The sequence below is a fragment of the Lysobacter korlensis genome (assembly GCF_042434515.1).
This window is the reverse complement of sequence record NZ_JBHLTG010000001.1, coordinates 172,141-187,288: the sequence shown is the minus strand read 5'-3', so window position 1 is coordinate 187,288 and position 15,148 is coordinate 172,141. Positions and strand designations below refer to the sequence as shown.

Below are 15,148 nucleotides of genomic sequence, written 5' to 3'. Positions count from 1 at the left end.
CGGCCTGAAAGCGGCGTACGCGACGCGCCGGCCGCTACGGATTCATCGGGTTTTGCAAAGCGGCGCGGCCGGGCCCACGAATGTGCCCGGCCGAAGAAACGCTCAGGACATCATCGGTTCGACGATCTCGTCCGGCGACACGCGCCGCCGGGTCCAGGCACGCATCTTCGCGGTGCTCGGCACGCCGATGCCGCGGTCGCGGCCGTGCGTGTACAGCGTCACGTGCGGCGGCGGAACCGTGAGCTTGCGGCCCAGCAGATCGCCGAGCGCATGGTGGAACTTGGCCATCGCCGGCATCTGCACCAATTCAATGATCGAATTCGCGACGTACTGATCGCCGGACTTCAACCGCACCGTCTTCTGCAACCGCAGCAGTTCACCGGTGCGGGTGAAACGCCAGTCCAGCGCATCGAACGCTGCGCGCACCGCGCAGGTGCGGAAGCGCTCGCCGAGCGTTTCGTGGATCTGCCGACCCAGCGCGGGGCCTACCAGCGTCACGTGCAGCTCGTCCTTGGGCTCGAACTCGAGTCCGTCGAGTTCCAGCGGCGCCAGCGGCGGCTTCCAGACCTCGGGTGGGATCGGAAGCACCAGCGTCCGTTCCGACGACCAGCCCGGCCATTGCGTTTCCAGCTGCAGTGTCATCGTGCCTCCGGTTCCAGCTCCGGCCCCATCGCCGGCGCGGCTGGGCCAGTTCACCAAAGCGTGCGGACATCAGGCGTGAAGAGGGCGCGGCTCGTGATTGCGGCCTGCCGCCTGCGCGCGTAGAACGGCAGGCCCGTCCGCAGCGAACGCCATGGCCACCAAACCGAACGCTCCATCCTGCGAACGCAACCGCGATCCGATCCTCGCAGTGCTGCGCGAGCAACTGCGCGCGCGTCATGCGGTGCTGGAGATCGGCAGCGGCACCGGCCAGCACGCGGTGCACTTCGCTGCGGCCATGCCGTGGCTGAGCTGGCAGTGCAGCGATCGCGACGAACAGTTGCCGGGCATCCGCGCATGGCTCGACGAGGCCGCGCTGCCGAACACACCCGCGCCAATCACGCTCGACGTCGCCACCGGCCCGTGGCCCGCGGGCGAACGCGGCGAGGCGCTGTTCGATGCGGCGTTCACTGCGAACACGCTGCACATCATGGGCTGGCCCGATGTGGTGGCGCTGTTTGAGGGACTCGATGCGGTGCTGGCGGCCGATGCGACGGTGATCGCCTACGGCCCGTTCAACTACGGCGGCCGCTTCACAAGCGAGAGCAATGCGCAGTTCGATGTCTGGTTGCGCGAGCGTGATCCGCGCGCGGGCGTGCGCGATTTCGAAGCGGTCGATGCACAGGCGCGCGCGATCGGTCTGCAGCTCCACGCCGATATCGAAATGCCGGCGAACAATCGCTGCCTGGTGTGGACGCGCGGATGATTTCGCACGGTTGAGGCTCGAAGCGCGATGACGGCGCCGATCAGCAAAACTGCCGTACATGATTGTGTGGATATCGGCACAGACTGCCGTCGCCGCGATCGATCGTTCAGCCGCAGGGGCGGCGCGATCCGTATCCTGCGCCGATGCTTCGACCTGCCCTGATCACGGCCGCGCTTGCCGCGGCGGTTGCCTGCTCATCGCATCGCGCGCCGCAGTCCCACACCGTCCACGCGCCCGAGCCGGCCGCGCCGATAGTGGTGCCTCCGACCAACGCGATAGTTGCGTCTCCGACCGAAACGGTAACGCCCGCGCCACGGCCGCAGCCCGCCATCGATACGCGACTGACCCGTCTGCAGGCGATCGCCCCCGACCTCGACCCCGGCGTGCTAGCGCTCGCGCTCCAAGCACGCGAATGCGCGTCGCGCAGCGGCACCAAGCCGGGCGACAAGCTCGCGGTCATCGACTACTCGCGCCCGTCCACGCAGCCGCGCTTGTGGGTGTTCGACGTCGAACGCGCACGCCTGCTGCATCGCGAGCATGTCGCACACGGACGCGGCAGCGGTGAGAACCACGCGCGCGCGTTTTCCAATCGGGACGGTAGCCACCAGACCAGCCTCGGCCTGTTCACGACCGCCGAAACCTATGTCGGCGGCAACGGCTATTCGCTGCGCATGGACGGCCTCGATGCAGGCGTGAACGACGCCGCGCGCGACCGCCTGATCGTCATGCACGGCGCGCCATACGTCGACCCGGCCCAGGCCCAGCGGCAGGGCCGGCTCGGCCGCAGCTATGGCTGCCCGGCCGTACGCCCTGAAGTGGCGCGGCAGATGATCGACACGCTCAAGCACGGGCAGATGCTGTTCGCGTACTACCCCGATGATGCGTGGCTGTCGGGCTCGCGCCATTTCCGCTGCAGCGGGCGCAACGGGCGCGAGATCTATGCGTCGGCGCGGCAGGCGATTCCCGGCGGTGGCGGCTCGGCATCGACCGCTGCCGCGGCACAGTGAATCGCGGCTGACACTGCTCGTCGGCTGCGGGGGATCACATCGGTCAATGCATGAAAAAAGCCCCGCCGAAGCGGGGCTTTTTCGTACCGTCGCGGCCGCTTACGCGACCTGGACAAGCCGCAGCGGGTTGTCCCATTCGCGCAGCAGTTCGGCCTCGCGCGTCTTCGCCTTCGCAAGATGCGCTTCCTTGACATGCCCGTAGCCGCGGATCTGTTCGGGGATCGAAGCGATTTCGGCGGCGAGGTCGACATTGCCGCGATCGAGCTTGCCGAGCAGGCCTTCGATCGTGCGGAAGTACTCCTCGATCAGCCGGCGCTCCATGCGGCGCTCCTCGGTGCGGCCGAAGATGTCGAGCGCGCTGCCGCGCAGGAACTTCAGCTTCGCCATCAGCTTGAACGCGCTGAACACCCAGGGGCCGTACGCGCGCTTGACCAGGTGCCCGTTCGCATCCTTCTTCGCGAGCAGCGGCGGCGCGAGGTGGAACTTGAGCGTGTAGTCGCCCTCGAACTGCTGGTCGAGCCGGCGCTTGAACTCGCCACTCGTGTACAGGCGCGCGACTTCGTACTCGTCCTTGTAGGCCATCAGCTTGAACGCGTAGCGCGCGACCGCTTCAGTCAGGTCGGTGCTGCCCGGCGCTTTTTCGCGTTCCGTGCTGCGCACCTTCGCCACGAAATCCGAGTAGCGCCGCGCATACGCGGCGTCCTGGTATTCGGTCAGGAACGTGACGCGGCGCGCGATCAGCTCGTCCAGCGAGCGCGACAGGCGCGCATCGTCGAGCGGCAGAAACGCGACGTTGTCGCCGCTCGCATGCGCCGGAACGTGGCGCAGCTCGACGCCGTCGCGCGTATTGCGCGGCGCGCTCGGGCTGCCGGACTCGTGGCCTTCCCATTCGCCCGGCGACAGCATCGGCAGTGCATGCGGCATCGCTTCCGACGCGGTCGGCGTCTTGCGCACCAGGCCCGCGGCTTCGGCGACGGCGGCCGGGTCGATCGCGGCCAGACGGCCCCAGGCGAACGCGGTCTTGTTCATCTCGATCGCCGCGCCGTTGAGCTCGACCGCGCGCATCAGCGCGTCGAACGACACCGGGACGAGGCCACGCTGCCATGCATAGCCGAGGATGAAGAGGTTCGTCGCGATCGCATCGCCGAGCAGCGCAGTCGCAAGCTGCGTCGCGTCGACGAGCGCCAGCCGCTCACCGGCCTGCTCGTTGCCACCGAGCGCACGGCGCACCGCATCGACGATGTCGGCCGCCGGGAACTGCATGTCCGGCCGCGTGGTGAACGTGCCGGGCATCGCTTCGTAGCTGTTGAGCACGACGTTGCTGCGGCCTGAGCGGATCTTCGACAGCGCCCAGTAATCGTTGACCACGACCATGTCGCAGCCGAGCACCAGATCAGCCTCACCGGCCGCGATGCGCACCGCGTGGATGTCGGCCGGCTGCTTCGCGATGCGGATGTGCGTGGTGACTGCGCCGCCCTTCTGCGCAAGGCCGGTCTGGTCGAGCACGCTCGCGCCCTTGCCCTCCAGGTGCCCGGCCATGCCCAGCAGCGCGCCGATCGTGACCACGCCGGTACCGCCGACGCCGGTGATCAGGATGTTCCAGGGCTGGGCGAGGTTGGACGCGAACTTCGGTGCCGGCAGGTTCGCCAGGCGCTCGGCGGCCGAGACCTTCTTGCCTTTTTTCAGCGTGCCGCCTTCAACGGTCACGAAGCTTGGGCAGAAGCCTTCGGTGCAGGAGAAATCCTTGTTGCAGTTGCTCTGGTCGATTTCGCGCTTGCGGCCGAACTCGGTGTCCTTCGGCAGCACCGATACGCAGAAGCTCTTCTTGCCGCAATCGCCGCAGCCTTCGCAGACCAGCGAGTTCACGACCACGCGCTTTTGCGGATCCACCATCTTGCCGCGCTTGCGGCGGCGGCGTTTTTCGGTCGCGCAGGTCTGGTCGTAGATCAGCACGCTGACGCCCTTGATCTCACGCAGGCGCTTTTGCACCGAATCGAGCTCGCGACGGTCGAGGAATTCGACGCCACTCGGGAAGATCGACTTATCCGACCACTTCTCGATGTCGTCGCTCAAAAGAACGATCGTCTGCACGCCCTCGCTGCGCACCTGCTGCGCGATCTGCGGCACGGTCAGCGTGCCGTCGACGGGCTGCCCGCCGGTCATCGCGACCGCGTCGTTGTAGAGGATCTTGTAGGTGATGTTGACGCCGGCGGCGACCGACTGGCGGATCGCGAGCGACCCGCTGTGGAAGTACGTGCCGTCACCGAGGTTCTGGAACACGTGCGGCGTGTCGGTGAACATCGCCTGGCCCGCCCACGTCACGCCTTCGCCGCCCATGTGCGTGAACGTGTCGGTGTCGCGGTCCATCCACGTGACCATGTAATGGCAGCCGATGCCCGCAAGCGCGCGCGAGCCTTCCGGCACCTTCGTCGACGTGTTGTGCGGGCAGCCGGAGCAGTAATGCGGCACGCGCGGGAACTGAGCGCGCGGCAGCGCAAGCTCGGATTCCTTCTGCTCCATCCACGACAGCACCGCACGGATGTGCTCGGAGTCGTGGAACTTCTGGATGCGCCGCGCGATGACCTTCGCGATGCGCGCCGGCGTGAGTTCGCCGGTGCTCGGCAGGATCCACTCACCGGCCTCGTCGTACTTGCCGACCACGCTCGGGCGCTCGGCCCAGTTGTACATCTGCTCCTTCATCTGGCTTTCGATGAAGGACAGCTTTTCCTCGACGACGACGACGTCGCTCAGGCCCTTCGCAAACGCGCGCAGGCCCATCGGCTCCAGCGGCCAGGTCATGCCGACCTTGTAGACCCGGATGCCGAGCTCGCGGCAGGCGCGCTGATCGAGGCCGAGGTACTCGAGCGCCTGCAGCACGTCGAGGTACGACTTGCCGGTGGTGATGATGCCCAAGCGCGCGTCCGGCGCGTCGAGCACGATGCGGTCGATTTTGTTTGCGCGCGCGAACGCCTGCGCGGCTTTGACCGCGTACTGGTGCAGGCGCATTTCCTGCTCCAGCGGCGGATCCGGCCAGCGGATGTTGAGCCCACCCGCGGGCATCTCGAAATCGTCGGGCGTGACGATCTGCAGCGCGAGCGGATTGACGTCGACCGAGGCCGAGGATTCGACGGTCTCGGCAATCGTCTTGAAGCCGACCCAGCGGCCGGTGAAGCGGCTCATCGCCCAGCCGACCAGGCCCATGTCGAGGATGTCCTGCACGCCGGCCGGGTTCAGCACCGGCATCATCGCCGACACGAACTCGTGCTCGGAGCCGTGCGGCAGCGTCGAGCTGCGGCAGGCATGGTCGTCGGCCGCGAGCGCGAGCACGCCGCCGAGCTTGCCGGTGCCGGCCGCGTTCGCGTGCTTGAACACGTCGCCGCAGCGGTCCACGCCCGGGCCCTTGCCGTACCACATGCCGAACACGCCCTCGACCGTCGCGCCCGGGAACAGATTCGTCTGCTGGCTGCCCCAGACCATCGTCGCGCCGAGGTCCTCGTTGAGGCCCGGCGTGAACTTCACGCCGGCCTCGGCGAGGTGCTTCTTCGCCTTCCACAGTTCCAGGTCGAACCCGCCGAGCGGGCTGCCACGGTAGCCGGAGATGAAGCCGCCGGTGTTCAGGCCCGCGGCTTGGTCGCGCAGCCGCTGCATCAGCGGCAGTCGCACCAGCGCCTGCACGCCGGACAGGTAGATGCGGCCGTCGCGCCGGCTGTATTTGTCGTCGAGCGTGTAGCTGCCATCGACCTGCGGGCGGGTGTCGGCCACAGGCACGGACGAGGGGTCCGCGGGCGGCGGCGTGAGTTCGACGGTCTGGGTCATGCGGATGCTCCGGCGCGGCGGGGGCCACGGGATGGCGTACGGGATACGAAGCGCCCGGCCGCGCATTCAGCAAAACGGCCGGGCAAAGCCCCGTGATTGTAGCAGCCGCCAAACCCGCGACCGTCCGTACGCGTGAGCATGGTTCGGGTGCGCGTCCAGCGACTGGCGCGCGAGCGGGCGATCGCCGCTTGCCTGCGCCGCCGTCAGTGCCTGACCTGCGTGGCGTGCCCGCGCCCATGAAGGCACGGGCACACGCACCTACCCCGAGATCGCGACGCGTTCCTGCCGATAGCGGTATACCGCGGCGAACCACAGCAGTGCGGCAAGACCCAAGCCGGCGGCCACATAGATTGCCCAGGTCTGGGCGTCGATCACCTCTGCACGGATCACGTGCACGATGAGCTGATTCTGAGCAAGGAAGGGGACCGCGAAATGCCACGCCTGCATCTTGAGCGGATTCACTGCCAGGAAGTAGGTTGGAAACATCGGCAGAAGCAACAGCCAGGTCATGTGGCTCTGCGCTTCCTTCATGCTCTTTGCAGATGCCGCGATCAACGTCAGCAGCGATGTCCCGATGAAAACCAGGGGCATCAGGATCAGCAGCAGCTTGCCGATGGCCGGGAAGCTCACGTCCAGCATTCGCGCCGTGCCGGTAGCGACTTGCGCGCTAAGCTTGAATGCGAGCAGCGTCAGCAGCAGCGTCAGGAGTCCGAGTACGCATGCGGCCGCAATCTTGCCGCTCACGATCGAGCCGCGTTGTGCGGGCGTTGCGAGCAAGGGCTCGAGTGATTGCCGCTCGCGCTCGCCTGCCGTCGCGTCCAGAATCAGGTAGGCACCGCCGAGAAAAGCGGAAAAAATCAGCAGCAATGGCAGCAGCGTACTCAGTATCAGCCCCTGTTTTGCTTCCGGGGTTGCGACGTCACGCGTACCGACGTTGATCGGCTGGGCCACCTGCGGCGCGACACCGCGCGCGAGCAGGCGCAACGCTCCGACCTGGCTGCCATAGCTCACCAGTGCCGCTTTGAGCCGTTTGACCGGAATGTCCGCATCGCGGCGCGTGGTGTCCTGGATGATTTCCACCAGCGCCGGCCGCCCTTCCCGCCAAGCGTCAGCGAAGTCCCCGTGGATCTCGAGTGCGACGTCGACATCCTGACGTGCGATCGCGGCCTCTATCTCCGCTGGAGGAGTGACCACTTTGATGCCGTGGGTAGCGAGATAACCCATCAGGTTCGGCGCATGCTCCGCCCCGACGACAGGAACTTCCAGCACCTTGTCGAGCTGCGTTTTCGCGCGCTTTTCCCCAAGCGCGCCCATGCCCAGCATCAACACCGGATACAGCAGCGGCCCCATCAGCAGCGCGAGCGCCAGCGTGCGCCGGTCACGCGAGATATCGAGCAATTCCTTGCGCATGACCGCAAGCATCATCTTCAGGGATGTCATGCTTGCAGGCCCTCCTCGGAGCCGATCGCCTTCACGAACGCGTCTTCCAGGTTCGCCTCGCCGGTCTGCGCACGCAGTTCGTCGGCCGTGCCGCTGGCCACGACCTGGCCCTTGGCGATGATGACGATGCGGTCACACAGCGCGGCGACCTCCTGCATGATGTGGCTGGAGAAGATCACGCAGCGGCCTTCGCTGCGCAGCTGCTGCAAAAAGCCGCGCATCGCGCGCGTGGTCATCACGTCCAGGCCGTTGGTCGGCTCGTCGAGGATGACGTTCCTCGGGTCGTGCACCAGCGCGCGTGCGATCGCGGTTTTCGTGCGCTGGCCCTGGCTGAAGCCTTCAGACTGGCGCTCGAGGATGTCGTCCATCTGCAGCGCCTTTGAAAGCGCAGCGGTGCGCTCGGCGATCACGCTGCGCGGCAGGCCGTGCAGGTCGCCGAAGTAGGCGATGTTCTCGCGTGCGGTCAGCCGCTTGTAGATGCCGCGTGCGTCCGGCAGCACGCCCAGCGAGCGGCGCACGGCGGTGGGGTCGCGTGTCGCGTCAACGCCGTCCACCAGCACCTGCCCGCGGTCGGGCTGCATCAGGGTGTAGAGCATGCGCAGCGTGGTGGTCTTGCCGGCGCCGTTCGGGCCGAGCAGTCCGGTGATTTCGCCGTCGCGCGCCTGGAAGTTCACGCCATCCACGGCGCGCACCAGGCCCGTGCGGGTCTTGAAGGATTTATGCAGATCGTTCGCGATGATCATGGGCAACCGGATTCGGAATGGGGCGGGAGGTGGGCAGCACGGGCACGCACAGCGCGATCGGACAAAAGCGATCGGCGCCACCGGCGTGTCGCGGCGCTCACGGCTCCCAGCCGTTGAAACTCGTGAATGGCGGGACGAAGTCCACGCTTTCGAGGCAGGCGGTATCCAGCGCCTTCGCATCGGCCGACTCGATGAACCGGGCGAGCAGTTTCGGCATACAGCCGACCAGGAAGACGTTGTGGGCCTGGCCGCGCAGCACGACGTGACGTGCGTTCGGCAACCCTTTGAGCACGCGCTCGCCGTACTCGGGCGGCGTCACCGGGTCGAGTTCGCCCGACATCAGCAAGGCAGGCACCGGCGACGCCAGCGGTTGGTTGAAATCCGCCGGCCGGCGGCCTTTCGGCCAGGCCTCGCATGCGGAGAAGAACATCGTCGCCAGATCCGGACCGAGCACGGTGCCGGCGTCGGCCGGGTCGGCGCGGTAGCGGTCGGCGTCCTCGGCGCAGACCACCGACAGCTGCATGCCGCGGCTCATCTGGCCGCCCATCATCTGTTCGGTCAGCTTCGACAGCGACATCAACGGCGCGTAGCGGCCTTGCGCGGCTTCATCCAGCACCACGGGCAGCAGCGAGGCCAGCTGCGGCATGTACGAGAACGCGTGACTCAGGCCGGTGAGCGTGTCGGCCGTCAGCGTGCCCTGCTCGAGTTCGCCGGTGCCGGGGTCGCGGTACTCGACCGGCACTGGCGCGGTTTCCAGCCGCGCCTTCAGCTGGCGCAACTGCGAGCGCAGTTCGGTCGGGAAGCGCGCCTTGCACGTTGCATCCTGGCGGCAACGCGCATCCTGCAGGCCCAGCGCGCGGTCGAACGTGCGGGCAAACTCGCCGCCCACCACCAGCTCGTTCGGCACGACGCCGTCGAGCACGATCGTGCGCGTGCGGTCCGGGTGGCGCGCGGTGTACTGCTGGGCCACCCGGGTGCCGTAGGAGACACCGATGAGGTTCACCTGCGGCGCGCCGAGGGCGGCACGCACGGCCTCGAGGTCCTGCACGGCCTCGGTGGTGGTGTAGAAGCGCGGGTCGGCGTCGAGCCGGGCGAGGCAGCGCTTTACGAACTCCACCGTCTCCGCCCCCCGCGTGCCCGGATCGGCCACCGCAGCGGGCTGCCCCTCCTCGTCCTTGCAGGTCAGCGGGTTGGACTGCCCGGTGCCACGCTGGTCGACGAGGATCACGTCGCGGTTCTTGCGCACCTCGGCGAATGCGCGGTCCATCGGCGCCCAGACTTCCGTCGCGGCCTGGCCCGGGCCGCCCGCGAGCAGGAACACCGGGTCCGGCTGCGCCGCGCCTTCCTGCGTTGCCGGCAGCCACGCGATGTTGAGCATGACCTTGCGCCCGTCGGGCTTCGACCGGTCCTCGGGCACGGCATACCGCGCGCATTGCGCCTCCACGCTCTCGGTGCTCTGCGGGCTGGTGAGCGAGCAGGGCCTGAAACGGATCTTGCCGAACACGCGTTCGGTCACGCTGCCGGCGCGTGGCCCGGGCGAAGCGGCGTCATTGCAGCCGGACAGCAGCAGCGCCGCGGCGAGCGCGGCGGTAATCGGTCGTAACACGGGCGGGTCCCCTTCTCGTCCTTGGTAAAGCCCAAGCAGAATGACAGACGGGCACAGCGGGTAAAACCTGACCGATAGCAGGGGCTGGGGCGCAGCCGGCCGCGCGAAGCGGTCCCGATCCTCGCGTTATGGCGCGCGGGTAAGCTGCGGGCCACAAGCCAGGCCACAACCTCCCCGCGGAACATGGACGCCGCGCAGAGCGGATCGACCAATGCCGGCCACTGCTGCCGCATGCGGCGCGGTCCGCAGCACCCGCCCGCTTCGCATTCGCACGAGTAACGTGTGGATCGGCCGATCCGTGCGATCACCGCCGGGCGCCGATTGCGGCGTGGCCAGTGTCGGGCGAGGTTGCAATCCTCAGCGATCTGCGACGCGGTAGGGCGCTTGCACACCCGGGGTCGATCGATCCCGCGGGAGCCCTGCTGGCGCGGCGGCAACGTCTGGCGCTGGAATGCCGCGTATTGCCCGATTCGCCAGCCTATTTGCTGCTGACGTACTTCTCGCGGCGGATCTGCGGCACCGAAAGGCCAAACCCCTTCAGCGCCTCGAAGCAGGTGTCGACCATGTTCGGATTGCCGCACAGGTAGGCGATGTCGCCCTGCGCATCGGGCGCGAACTCGTCGAGGAACTGCTGCACGTAACCGTGGCGCACGTTGGCGTGGGCCTGCGGCGAGCCGGCCTCGGGCAGTTCGCGCGAGAAGCACGGCACGAAGCGGAAGTTCGCGGGATGCTTGGCCGCAAACGCGCGGAACTCGTCGCCGTAAAGCAGTTCGGTCGGGTTGCGCGCGCCGAACAGCAGCACGACCTCGATGCCGCGCTCGCGGATCAGCCGTTCGAGTTCCGGGAGCATCGAGCGATACGGCGTCACGCCGGTGCCGGTGCCGATCAGCAGGTAGCGCCGGTTCGTGTCCTGCGGCATCAGGCAAAAGCGCCCGAACGGTCCGCTCGCGTCGACGACGCCGCCAATCTCGAGCCCCTCGAACAGCGCGGTCGCCGCGCCACCGGGCACGTAGCTGACCGCGATCTCGACCGCCTCACCCGGGCCCAGCGCGTGGTCATGGATCGTCGCGAGCGAATACGAGCGCTTGGTCGCGGTGCCGTCGGCGTACTGGAAATGCACCTGGATGAACTGGCCGGGGATGAAATCCAGCGGCGCACCGTCATCGCGCACGAACACGTAATGGCCGACCGTCGGCGCGAGCATGCGCCGCGAGACGAGTTTCAAAGGAAAGTGCTGGATCGCCACGGGTGCTGTCGCTGCAACGCTGCGTGGCCAGAGCGTCGCCACGGGGCCGCCTATACTACCGGCATCGCCGCCCGGCTTGCGGCACAGGCCCAACCATGACCCAGAACCCGGCGGCTGCGGCCGCTGCGCCGGCGCTTTCGATCCGCGACCTGCGCAAGACCTACAGCGGCCCCGGCAAGACCGGAGTCGAAGCGCTCAAGGGCGTGTCGCTTGAAGTCTCGCCCGGCGATTTCTTCGCGCTGCTCGGCCCGAACGGCGCCGGCAAGTCGACCCTGATCGGCATCGTCAGCTCGCTCGTAAACCCCAGCAGCGGCGAGGTGCGGATCTTCGGCACCGACCTGGTGCGCGAGCGCTCGGCGGCGATGCGTCTGATTGGCCTGGTGCCGCAGGAAATCAACTTCAACATGTTCGAGAAGCCGCTCGACATCCTCGTGAACTACGCCGGCTTCTACGGCATCCCCCGTGAGGAGGCGCTGCGCCGCGCCGAGGTCGAGCTGCGCCGCGCGCACCTGTGGGAAAAGGCCACGGTCATGAGTCGCACGCTGTCGGGCGGCATGAAGCGCCGATTGATGATCGCGCGGGCCATGATGACCCAGCCGCGGCTGCTGATCCTCGACGAGCCGACTGCCGGCGTCGACATCGAGATCCGCCGCGGGATGTGGAAGACGCTGACCGAGATCAATGCCGCCGGCACCACGATCATCCTCACCACGCACTACCTCGAGGAAGCCGAGAGCCTGTGCCGCAACGTCGCGATCATCGATCGCGGCCGCATCGTCGAGCAGGGGCCAATGCGCACGCTGCTCGCCAAGCTCGACGTCGAGGGCTTCCTGCTCGACATCGACGGCAGTCTGCCGCCGGCGCTTCCATCGATCCCGGGGGCGGCGCTCGTCGCGGCGAACGATCACACGCTCGACATCGAGATGCCGCGCGCGATGGACCTCAATCGCGTGTTCGCGACATTGAACGAGTCCGGCATCCGGGTCCGCTCGATGCGGACGAAGAGCAACCGCCTCGAGGAGCTGTTCGTGCGCCTGACCGGCGAGAACGCCGACAAGGGCCCGCTCGGCAACCAGGCGCCGATCCTGCCGGAGAACTGCCCATGAGCACCACCCTTGCTCCGCGTGCGCCGGTCACGACGATGCGTCGCAACCTGATTGCGCTGCGCACCATCGTCCGCCGCGAGATCCACCGCATCCTGCGCATCTGGGGCCAGACCCTGGTGCCGCCGGCGATCACGATGACGCTGTACTTCCTGATCTTCGGCGGCCTGATCGGCTCGCGCGTGGGCACGATGGACGGCCTGCCGTACATGGATTTCATCGTGCCGGGCCTGGTCATGATGAGCGTGATCCAGAACAGCTACGGCAACATCTCATCGAGCTTCTTCGGCGCGAAGTTCGGTCGCCACGTGGAGGAGCTGCTGGTCAGCCCCATGCCGAACTGGGTGATCCTGATCGGCTACGTCGCCGGCGCCGTGCTGCGCGGGCTCATGGTCGGTGCGATCGTGCTTGCGATCGCGTTCCTGTTCACCGACGTGCGCATCCCGCATCCGCTGGTGACGCTGAGCACGGTGCTGCTCGGCGCGACGATCTTTGCGCTGGCCGGGTTCGTCAACGCCGTCTACGCGAAGAAGTTCGACGACATCGCGATCGTGCCGACCTTCATCCTGACCCCGCTGACGTACCTCGGCGGCGTGTTCTATTCGGTCAAGCTGCTGCCGGGCTGGGCCGAGGCCGCGACCCACCTGAACCCGATCTTCTACATGGTCAACGCATTCCGCTACGGCCTGATCGGCCACAGCGACGTGCCGGTTGGCATCGCGTATGCGTTGATGCTGGGCTTCGTGGTCGCGCTTGGCGCGCTGGGGCTGTGGCTGCTCAAGCGTGGGGTGGGATTGCGGAGCTGACGGCGGCCGGCGCACGGGCGGCGTCGGCTAAACTCCGGCTCCCCACAGGATGTGAATTGACTGATGAAGACGAGCCTGCCCGTGTTGTGCATCGCGGTCGCCCTGGCTGCCGGTTGCAACCGGCCACCGTCGGCGACAGACGCCGCGCCCCTGCCGACGGCCAATGCGAACCTGAGCACCGAAGCCGCTGCGGTGGACACCACCAACGTGTCGGCACCGGTGCCGTCGGGTGACGCGATGCCCGCGGAACTCACTGATCCGATGATCCGGATGGTCGCGTCTATGGCCGTGGTCGGATCCGCGTGCGAAGGCGGGGATATCTCGGGCTCGCTCGAGCGTGCGCGCGAACACGCGCGGGCAGAGATGATCGCGAACGGTGTCCCTGCCGCCGATTTCGATCGCAAGTTCGACGCCGCCCAAGCCGAGTCCACGCGCAAGCTGCAGGCGATGTCCGCACAGCAGCGTGCGGAAGTCTGCGCGCAGCTGCGCCAGACGGCCGAGCAGATGAAGGCCGACGTCGAAGCCACGGGCCCGCGCGTCGCCAATTGACGTCATCGGGCGCCGGCCTGCGGGCTTCTCGCCGCGGGCGTCGGCATTCGTTGCCGGACCTTCTCACTCAGTACCGCCGCCGCGGCAGCGGAGTGCCGTGGCGCTCGAACGCGTAGCCGGGTCGGCGTAGCGCGCTACCTGATCGATAAACAATCATCGGAGCCAGATCACGGTTGCAAGAAGCTTCATTGCATTCGCCGTGGCCGCAGCGCTACTCGCGGGTTGCACCGAGCAGAGCGAGAGCACGGCCCCATCCGCTCCAGCGGCCGCGCCGGTGGCGTCCGAGGTCGCTGCGGACGCCGCAGCGCCGGGCGCTTCGGTACCGTCTAGCCAGGCGTTCGACATCTCTGCCGTCCCGGTCAGTGACCGGCCGTTGGGGGCGCTTCCTTTTATCCAGCTCCCAGCGGGGTACGCAGCCGCGCGCGCAGACGATGGAGTACGAGCGCGTTCCGGTCTGGACCGGGGACCGTATGGGATGGGTCGAAGGCAAGGTATACATGTCGAGCTTCGAAACCGAAGGCGGCAAGCCGTTTTCGCCATTGGAATTGAGCCGGAACCTCGACCAACTCGTGGCGTCCGTCGGTGGCGTCAAGGTCACGGAGTCGGAAGTGCCCGCAGCGGCGGTCGAGCAGATCCCGCAGGCGATCCGCGACCGCTTAGAGGGTGCGCTGCTGTGGCTGGAGTTCAGTGCCGCGAACACCTATCTGATCCGGCGTGCAGATCGTGATATCTGGATCCAACTGCGGCACTCGCCGCAGTTCCCGGCGTCATGGATGGTGGTCGAGACGCGGCCTTTTACGCCGACGGCGACGCTGCTCCCGGCGGCCGAGTTGAAGCAGCAACTCGACAGTACGGGAACGGTCAGGCTGCACGTCAACTTCGCCACGGACAAGGCTGAGATCCTTGCCGAGTCGCAACCGCAGCTCGCGGAGGCGGCCCGCATGCTGCGCGACGACCCGGCGCTGCGGATCGCGGTGGGCGGCCACACCGACGACAGTGGCGATCCCTCGCACAATCTTCGACTGTCTGACGCGCGTGCCAAGGCCGTAGTTGCGGCTTTGGTCGCCGAAGGGATCGATGCCGGGCGTCTTTCGGCCAAGGGCTTCGGCGCCACGCAGCCTGTTGCCGACAACGGCAGCGAGGACGGCCGCGCAAAGAACCGTCGCGTAGAGCTCAGGAAGCGCTGACGTCCGGGCTGTCGAGTTGGCTGCCCGCCTTTAAGTCGACTGCTGCCCCTGAATCGTGGTCGCGTTCGGCGCGCTGGGGGGCGATTGCTCAAGCGTGAAGTAAGTTGCAGAGCTGACACACCAACAGACGGTCTTTGTTGCGCCGCCTTCACAGGACGCGTGATACGGGCGTCACTCCGGAGCACAACCTCTGTGTTTATTACGTCCCGAAGCGCTGGGCCGGCCAACACCGCGCATCTT

At 67.4% G+C, this 15,148-nt stretch carries 12 protein-coding genes; 6 read left to right on the top strand and 6 right to left on the bottom strand.

Features of this window, described 5'->3' with window-relative positions; genetic code table 11:
• Positions 1–102: 102 nt before the first annotated feature.
• Positions 103–642 (bottom strand): hypothetical protein, encoded by a 540-nt coding sequence (locus tag ACFFGH_RS00825; protein WP_386664018.1) that lies wholly within the window; start codon positions 640–642, stop codon positions 103–105.
• A 151-nt stretch (positions 643–793) separates the two neighbouring features.
• Here ACFFGH_RS00825 and ACFFGH_RS00820 point away from each other — a divergent pair, with 151 nt between their 5' ends.
• Together ACFFGH_RS00820 and ACFFGH_RS00815 are read left to right on the top strand one after the other, a co-directional pair.
• The gene (locus ACFFGH_RS00820) at positions 794–1,405 is read left to right on the top strand and encodes a DUF938 domain-containing protein (RefSeq protein WP_386667269.1); all 612 of its coding nucleotides are present in this window, start codon (positions 794–796) and stop codon (positions 1,403–1,405) included.
• Positions 1,406–1,548: 143 nt separating this feature from the next.
• The gene (locus ACFFGH_RS00815; RefSeq protein WP_386664016.1) at positions 1,549–2,412 is read left to right on the top strand and encodes a murein L,D-transpeptidase catalytic domain family protein; all 864 of its coding nucleotides are present in this window, start codon (positions 1,549–1,551) and stop codon (positions 2,410–2,412) included.
• Positions 2,413–2,511: 99 nt separating this feature from the next.
• Here the strand turns inward: ACFFGH_RS00815 and ACFFGH_RS00810 are convergent, their stop codons facing one another.
• The 5 genes from ACFFGH_RS00810 to ACFFGH_RS00790 form a co-directional block, all read right to left on the bottom strand.
• The gene (locus tag ACFFGH_RS00810) at positions 2,512–6,228 is read right to left on the bottom strand and encodes an indolepyruvate ferredoxin oxidoreductase family protein (protein ID WP_386664015.1); all 3,717 of its coding nucleotides are present in this window, start codon (positions 6,226–6,228) and stop codon (positions 2,512–2,514) included.
• A 258-nt stretch (positions 6,229–6,486) separates the two neighbouring features.
• Positions 6,487–7,668 (bottom strand): ABC transporter permease, encoded by a 1,182-nt coding sequence (locus ACFFGH_RS00805; RefSeq protein ID WP_386664014.1) that lies wholly within the window; start codon positions 7,666–7,668, stop codon positions 6,487–6,489.
• A complete protein-coding gene (locus tag ACFFGH_RS00800) occupies positions 7,665–8,411 on the bottom strand; it encodes an ABC transporter ATP-binding protein (protein WP_386664013.1) in 747 nt (248 codons plus the stop codon). The genes ACFFGH_RS00805 and ACFFGH_RS00800 overlap by 4 nt, the downstream gene beginning before the upstream one ends.
• A 97-nt stretch (positions 8,412–8,508) precedes the next feature.
• Complete coding sequence (locus ACFFGH_RS00795) at positions 8,509–10,017, bottom strand: alpha/beta hydrolase (protein WP_386664011.1); 1,509 nt, start codon at positions 10,015–10,017, stop codon at positions 8,509–8,511.
• A 478-nt stretch (positions 10,018–10,495) separates the two neighbouring features.
• Positions 10,496–11,263, bottom strand: a complete 768-nt coding sequence (locus ACFFGH_RS00790; RefSeq protein WP_386664009.1) for a ferredoxin--NADP reductase — start codon at positions 11,261–11,263, stop codon at positions 10,496–10,498.
• Positions 11,264–11,358: 95 nt separating this feature from the next.
• Between ACFFGH_RS00790 and ACFFGH_RS00785 the strand changes: the two genes are divergently transcribed.
• The 4 genes from ACFFGH_RS00785 (at position 11,359) to ACFFGH_RS00770 (ending at position 14,908) form a co-directional block, all read left to right on the top strand.
• Complete coding sequence (locus ACFFGH_RS00785) at positions 11,359–12,369, top strand: ABC transporter ATP-binding protein (protein ID WP_386667267.1); 1,011 nt, start codon at positions 11,359–11,361, stop codon at positions 12,367–12,369.
• Positions 12,366–13,172, top strand: a complete 807-nt coding sequence (locus ACFFGH_RS00780) for an ABC transporter permease (protein ID WP_386664008.1) — start codon at positions 12,366–12,368, stop codon at positions 13,170–13,172. The genes ACFFGH_RS00785 and ACFFGH_RS00780 overlap by 4 nt, the downstream gene beginning before the upstream one ends.
• 63 nt (positions 13,173–13,235) lie before the next feature.
• The gene (locus ACFFGH_RS00775) at positions 13,236–13,721 is read left to right on the top strand and encodes a hypothetical protein (RefSeq protein ID WP_386664007.1); all 486 of its coding nucleotides are present in this window, start codon (positions 13,236–13,238) and stop codon (positions 13,719–13,721) included.
• Positions 13,722–14,218: 497 nt separating this feature from the next.
• On the top strand, positions 14,219–14,908 hold the full coding sequence (locus tag ACFFGH_RS00770) for an OmpA family protein (protein ID WP_386664005.1): 690 nt from the start codon (positions 14,219–14,221) through the stop codon (positions 14,906–14,908).
• Positions 14,909–15,148: the final 240 nt, after the last annotated feature.

Bases quoted from the DNA above. Each gene is read 5' to 3' on its own strand.
- ACFFGH_RS00825 (WP_386664018.1), bottom strand. From the start codon at position 642: ATGACACTGCAGCTGGAAACGCAATGGCCGGGCTGGTCGTCGGAACGG.
- ACFFGH_RS00820 (WP_386667269.1), top strand. From the start codon at position 794: ATGGCCACCAAACCGAACGCTCCATCCTGCGAACGCAACCGCGATCCG.
- ACFFGH_RS00815 (WP_386664016.1), top strand. From the start codon at position 1,549: ATGCTTCGACCTGCCCTGATCACGGCCGCGCTTGCCGCGGCGGTTGCC.
- ACFFGH_RS00810 (WP_386664015.1), bottom strand. From the start codon at position 6,228: ATGACCCAGACCGTCGAACTCACGCCGCCGCCCGCGGACCCCTCGTCC.
- ACFFGH_RS00805 (WP_386664014.1), bottom strand. From the start codon at position 7,668: ATGACATCCCTGAAGATGATGCTTGCGGTCATGCGCAAGGAATTGCTC.
- ACFFGH_RS00800 (WP_386664013.1), bottom strand. From the start codon at position 8,411: ATGATCATCGCGAACGATCTGCATAAATCCTTCAAGACCCGCACGGGC.
- ACFFGH_RS00785 (WP_386667267.1), top strand. From the start codon at position 11,359: ATGACCCAGAACCCGGCGGCTGCGGCCGCTGCGCCGGCGCTTTCGATC.
- ACFFGH_RS00780 (WP_386664008.1), top strand. From the start codon at position 12,366: ATGAGCACCACCCTTGCTCCGCGTGCGCCGGTCACGACGATGCGTCGC.
- ACFFGH_RS00775 (WP_386664007.1), top strand. From the start codon at position 13,236: ATGAAGACGAGCCTGCCCGTGTTGTGCATCGCGGTCGCCCTGGCTGCC.
- ACFFGH_RS00770 (WP_386664005.1), top strand. From the start codon at position 14,219: ATGTCGAGCTTCGAAACCGAAGGCGGCAAGCCGTTTTCGCCATTGGAA.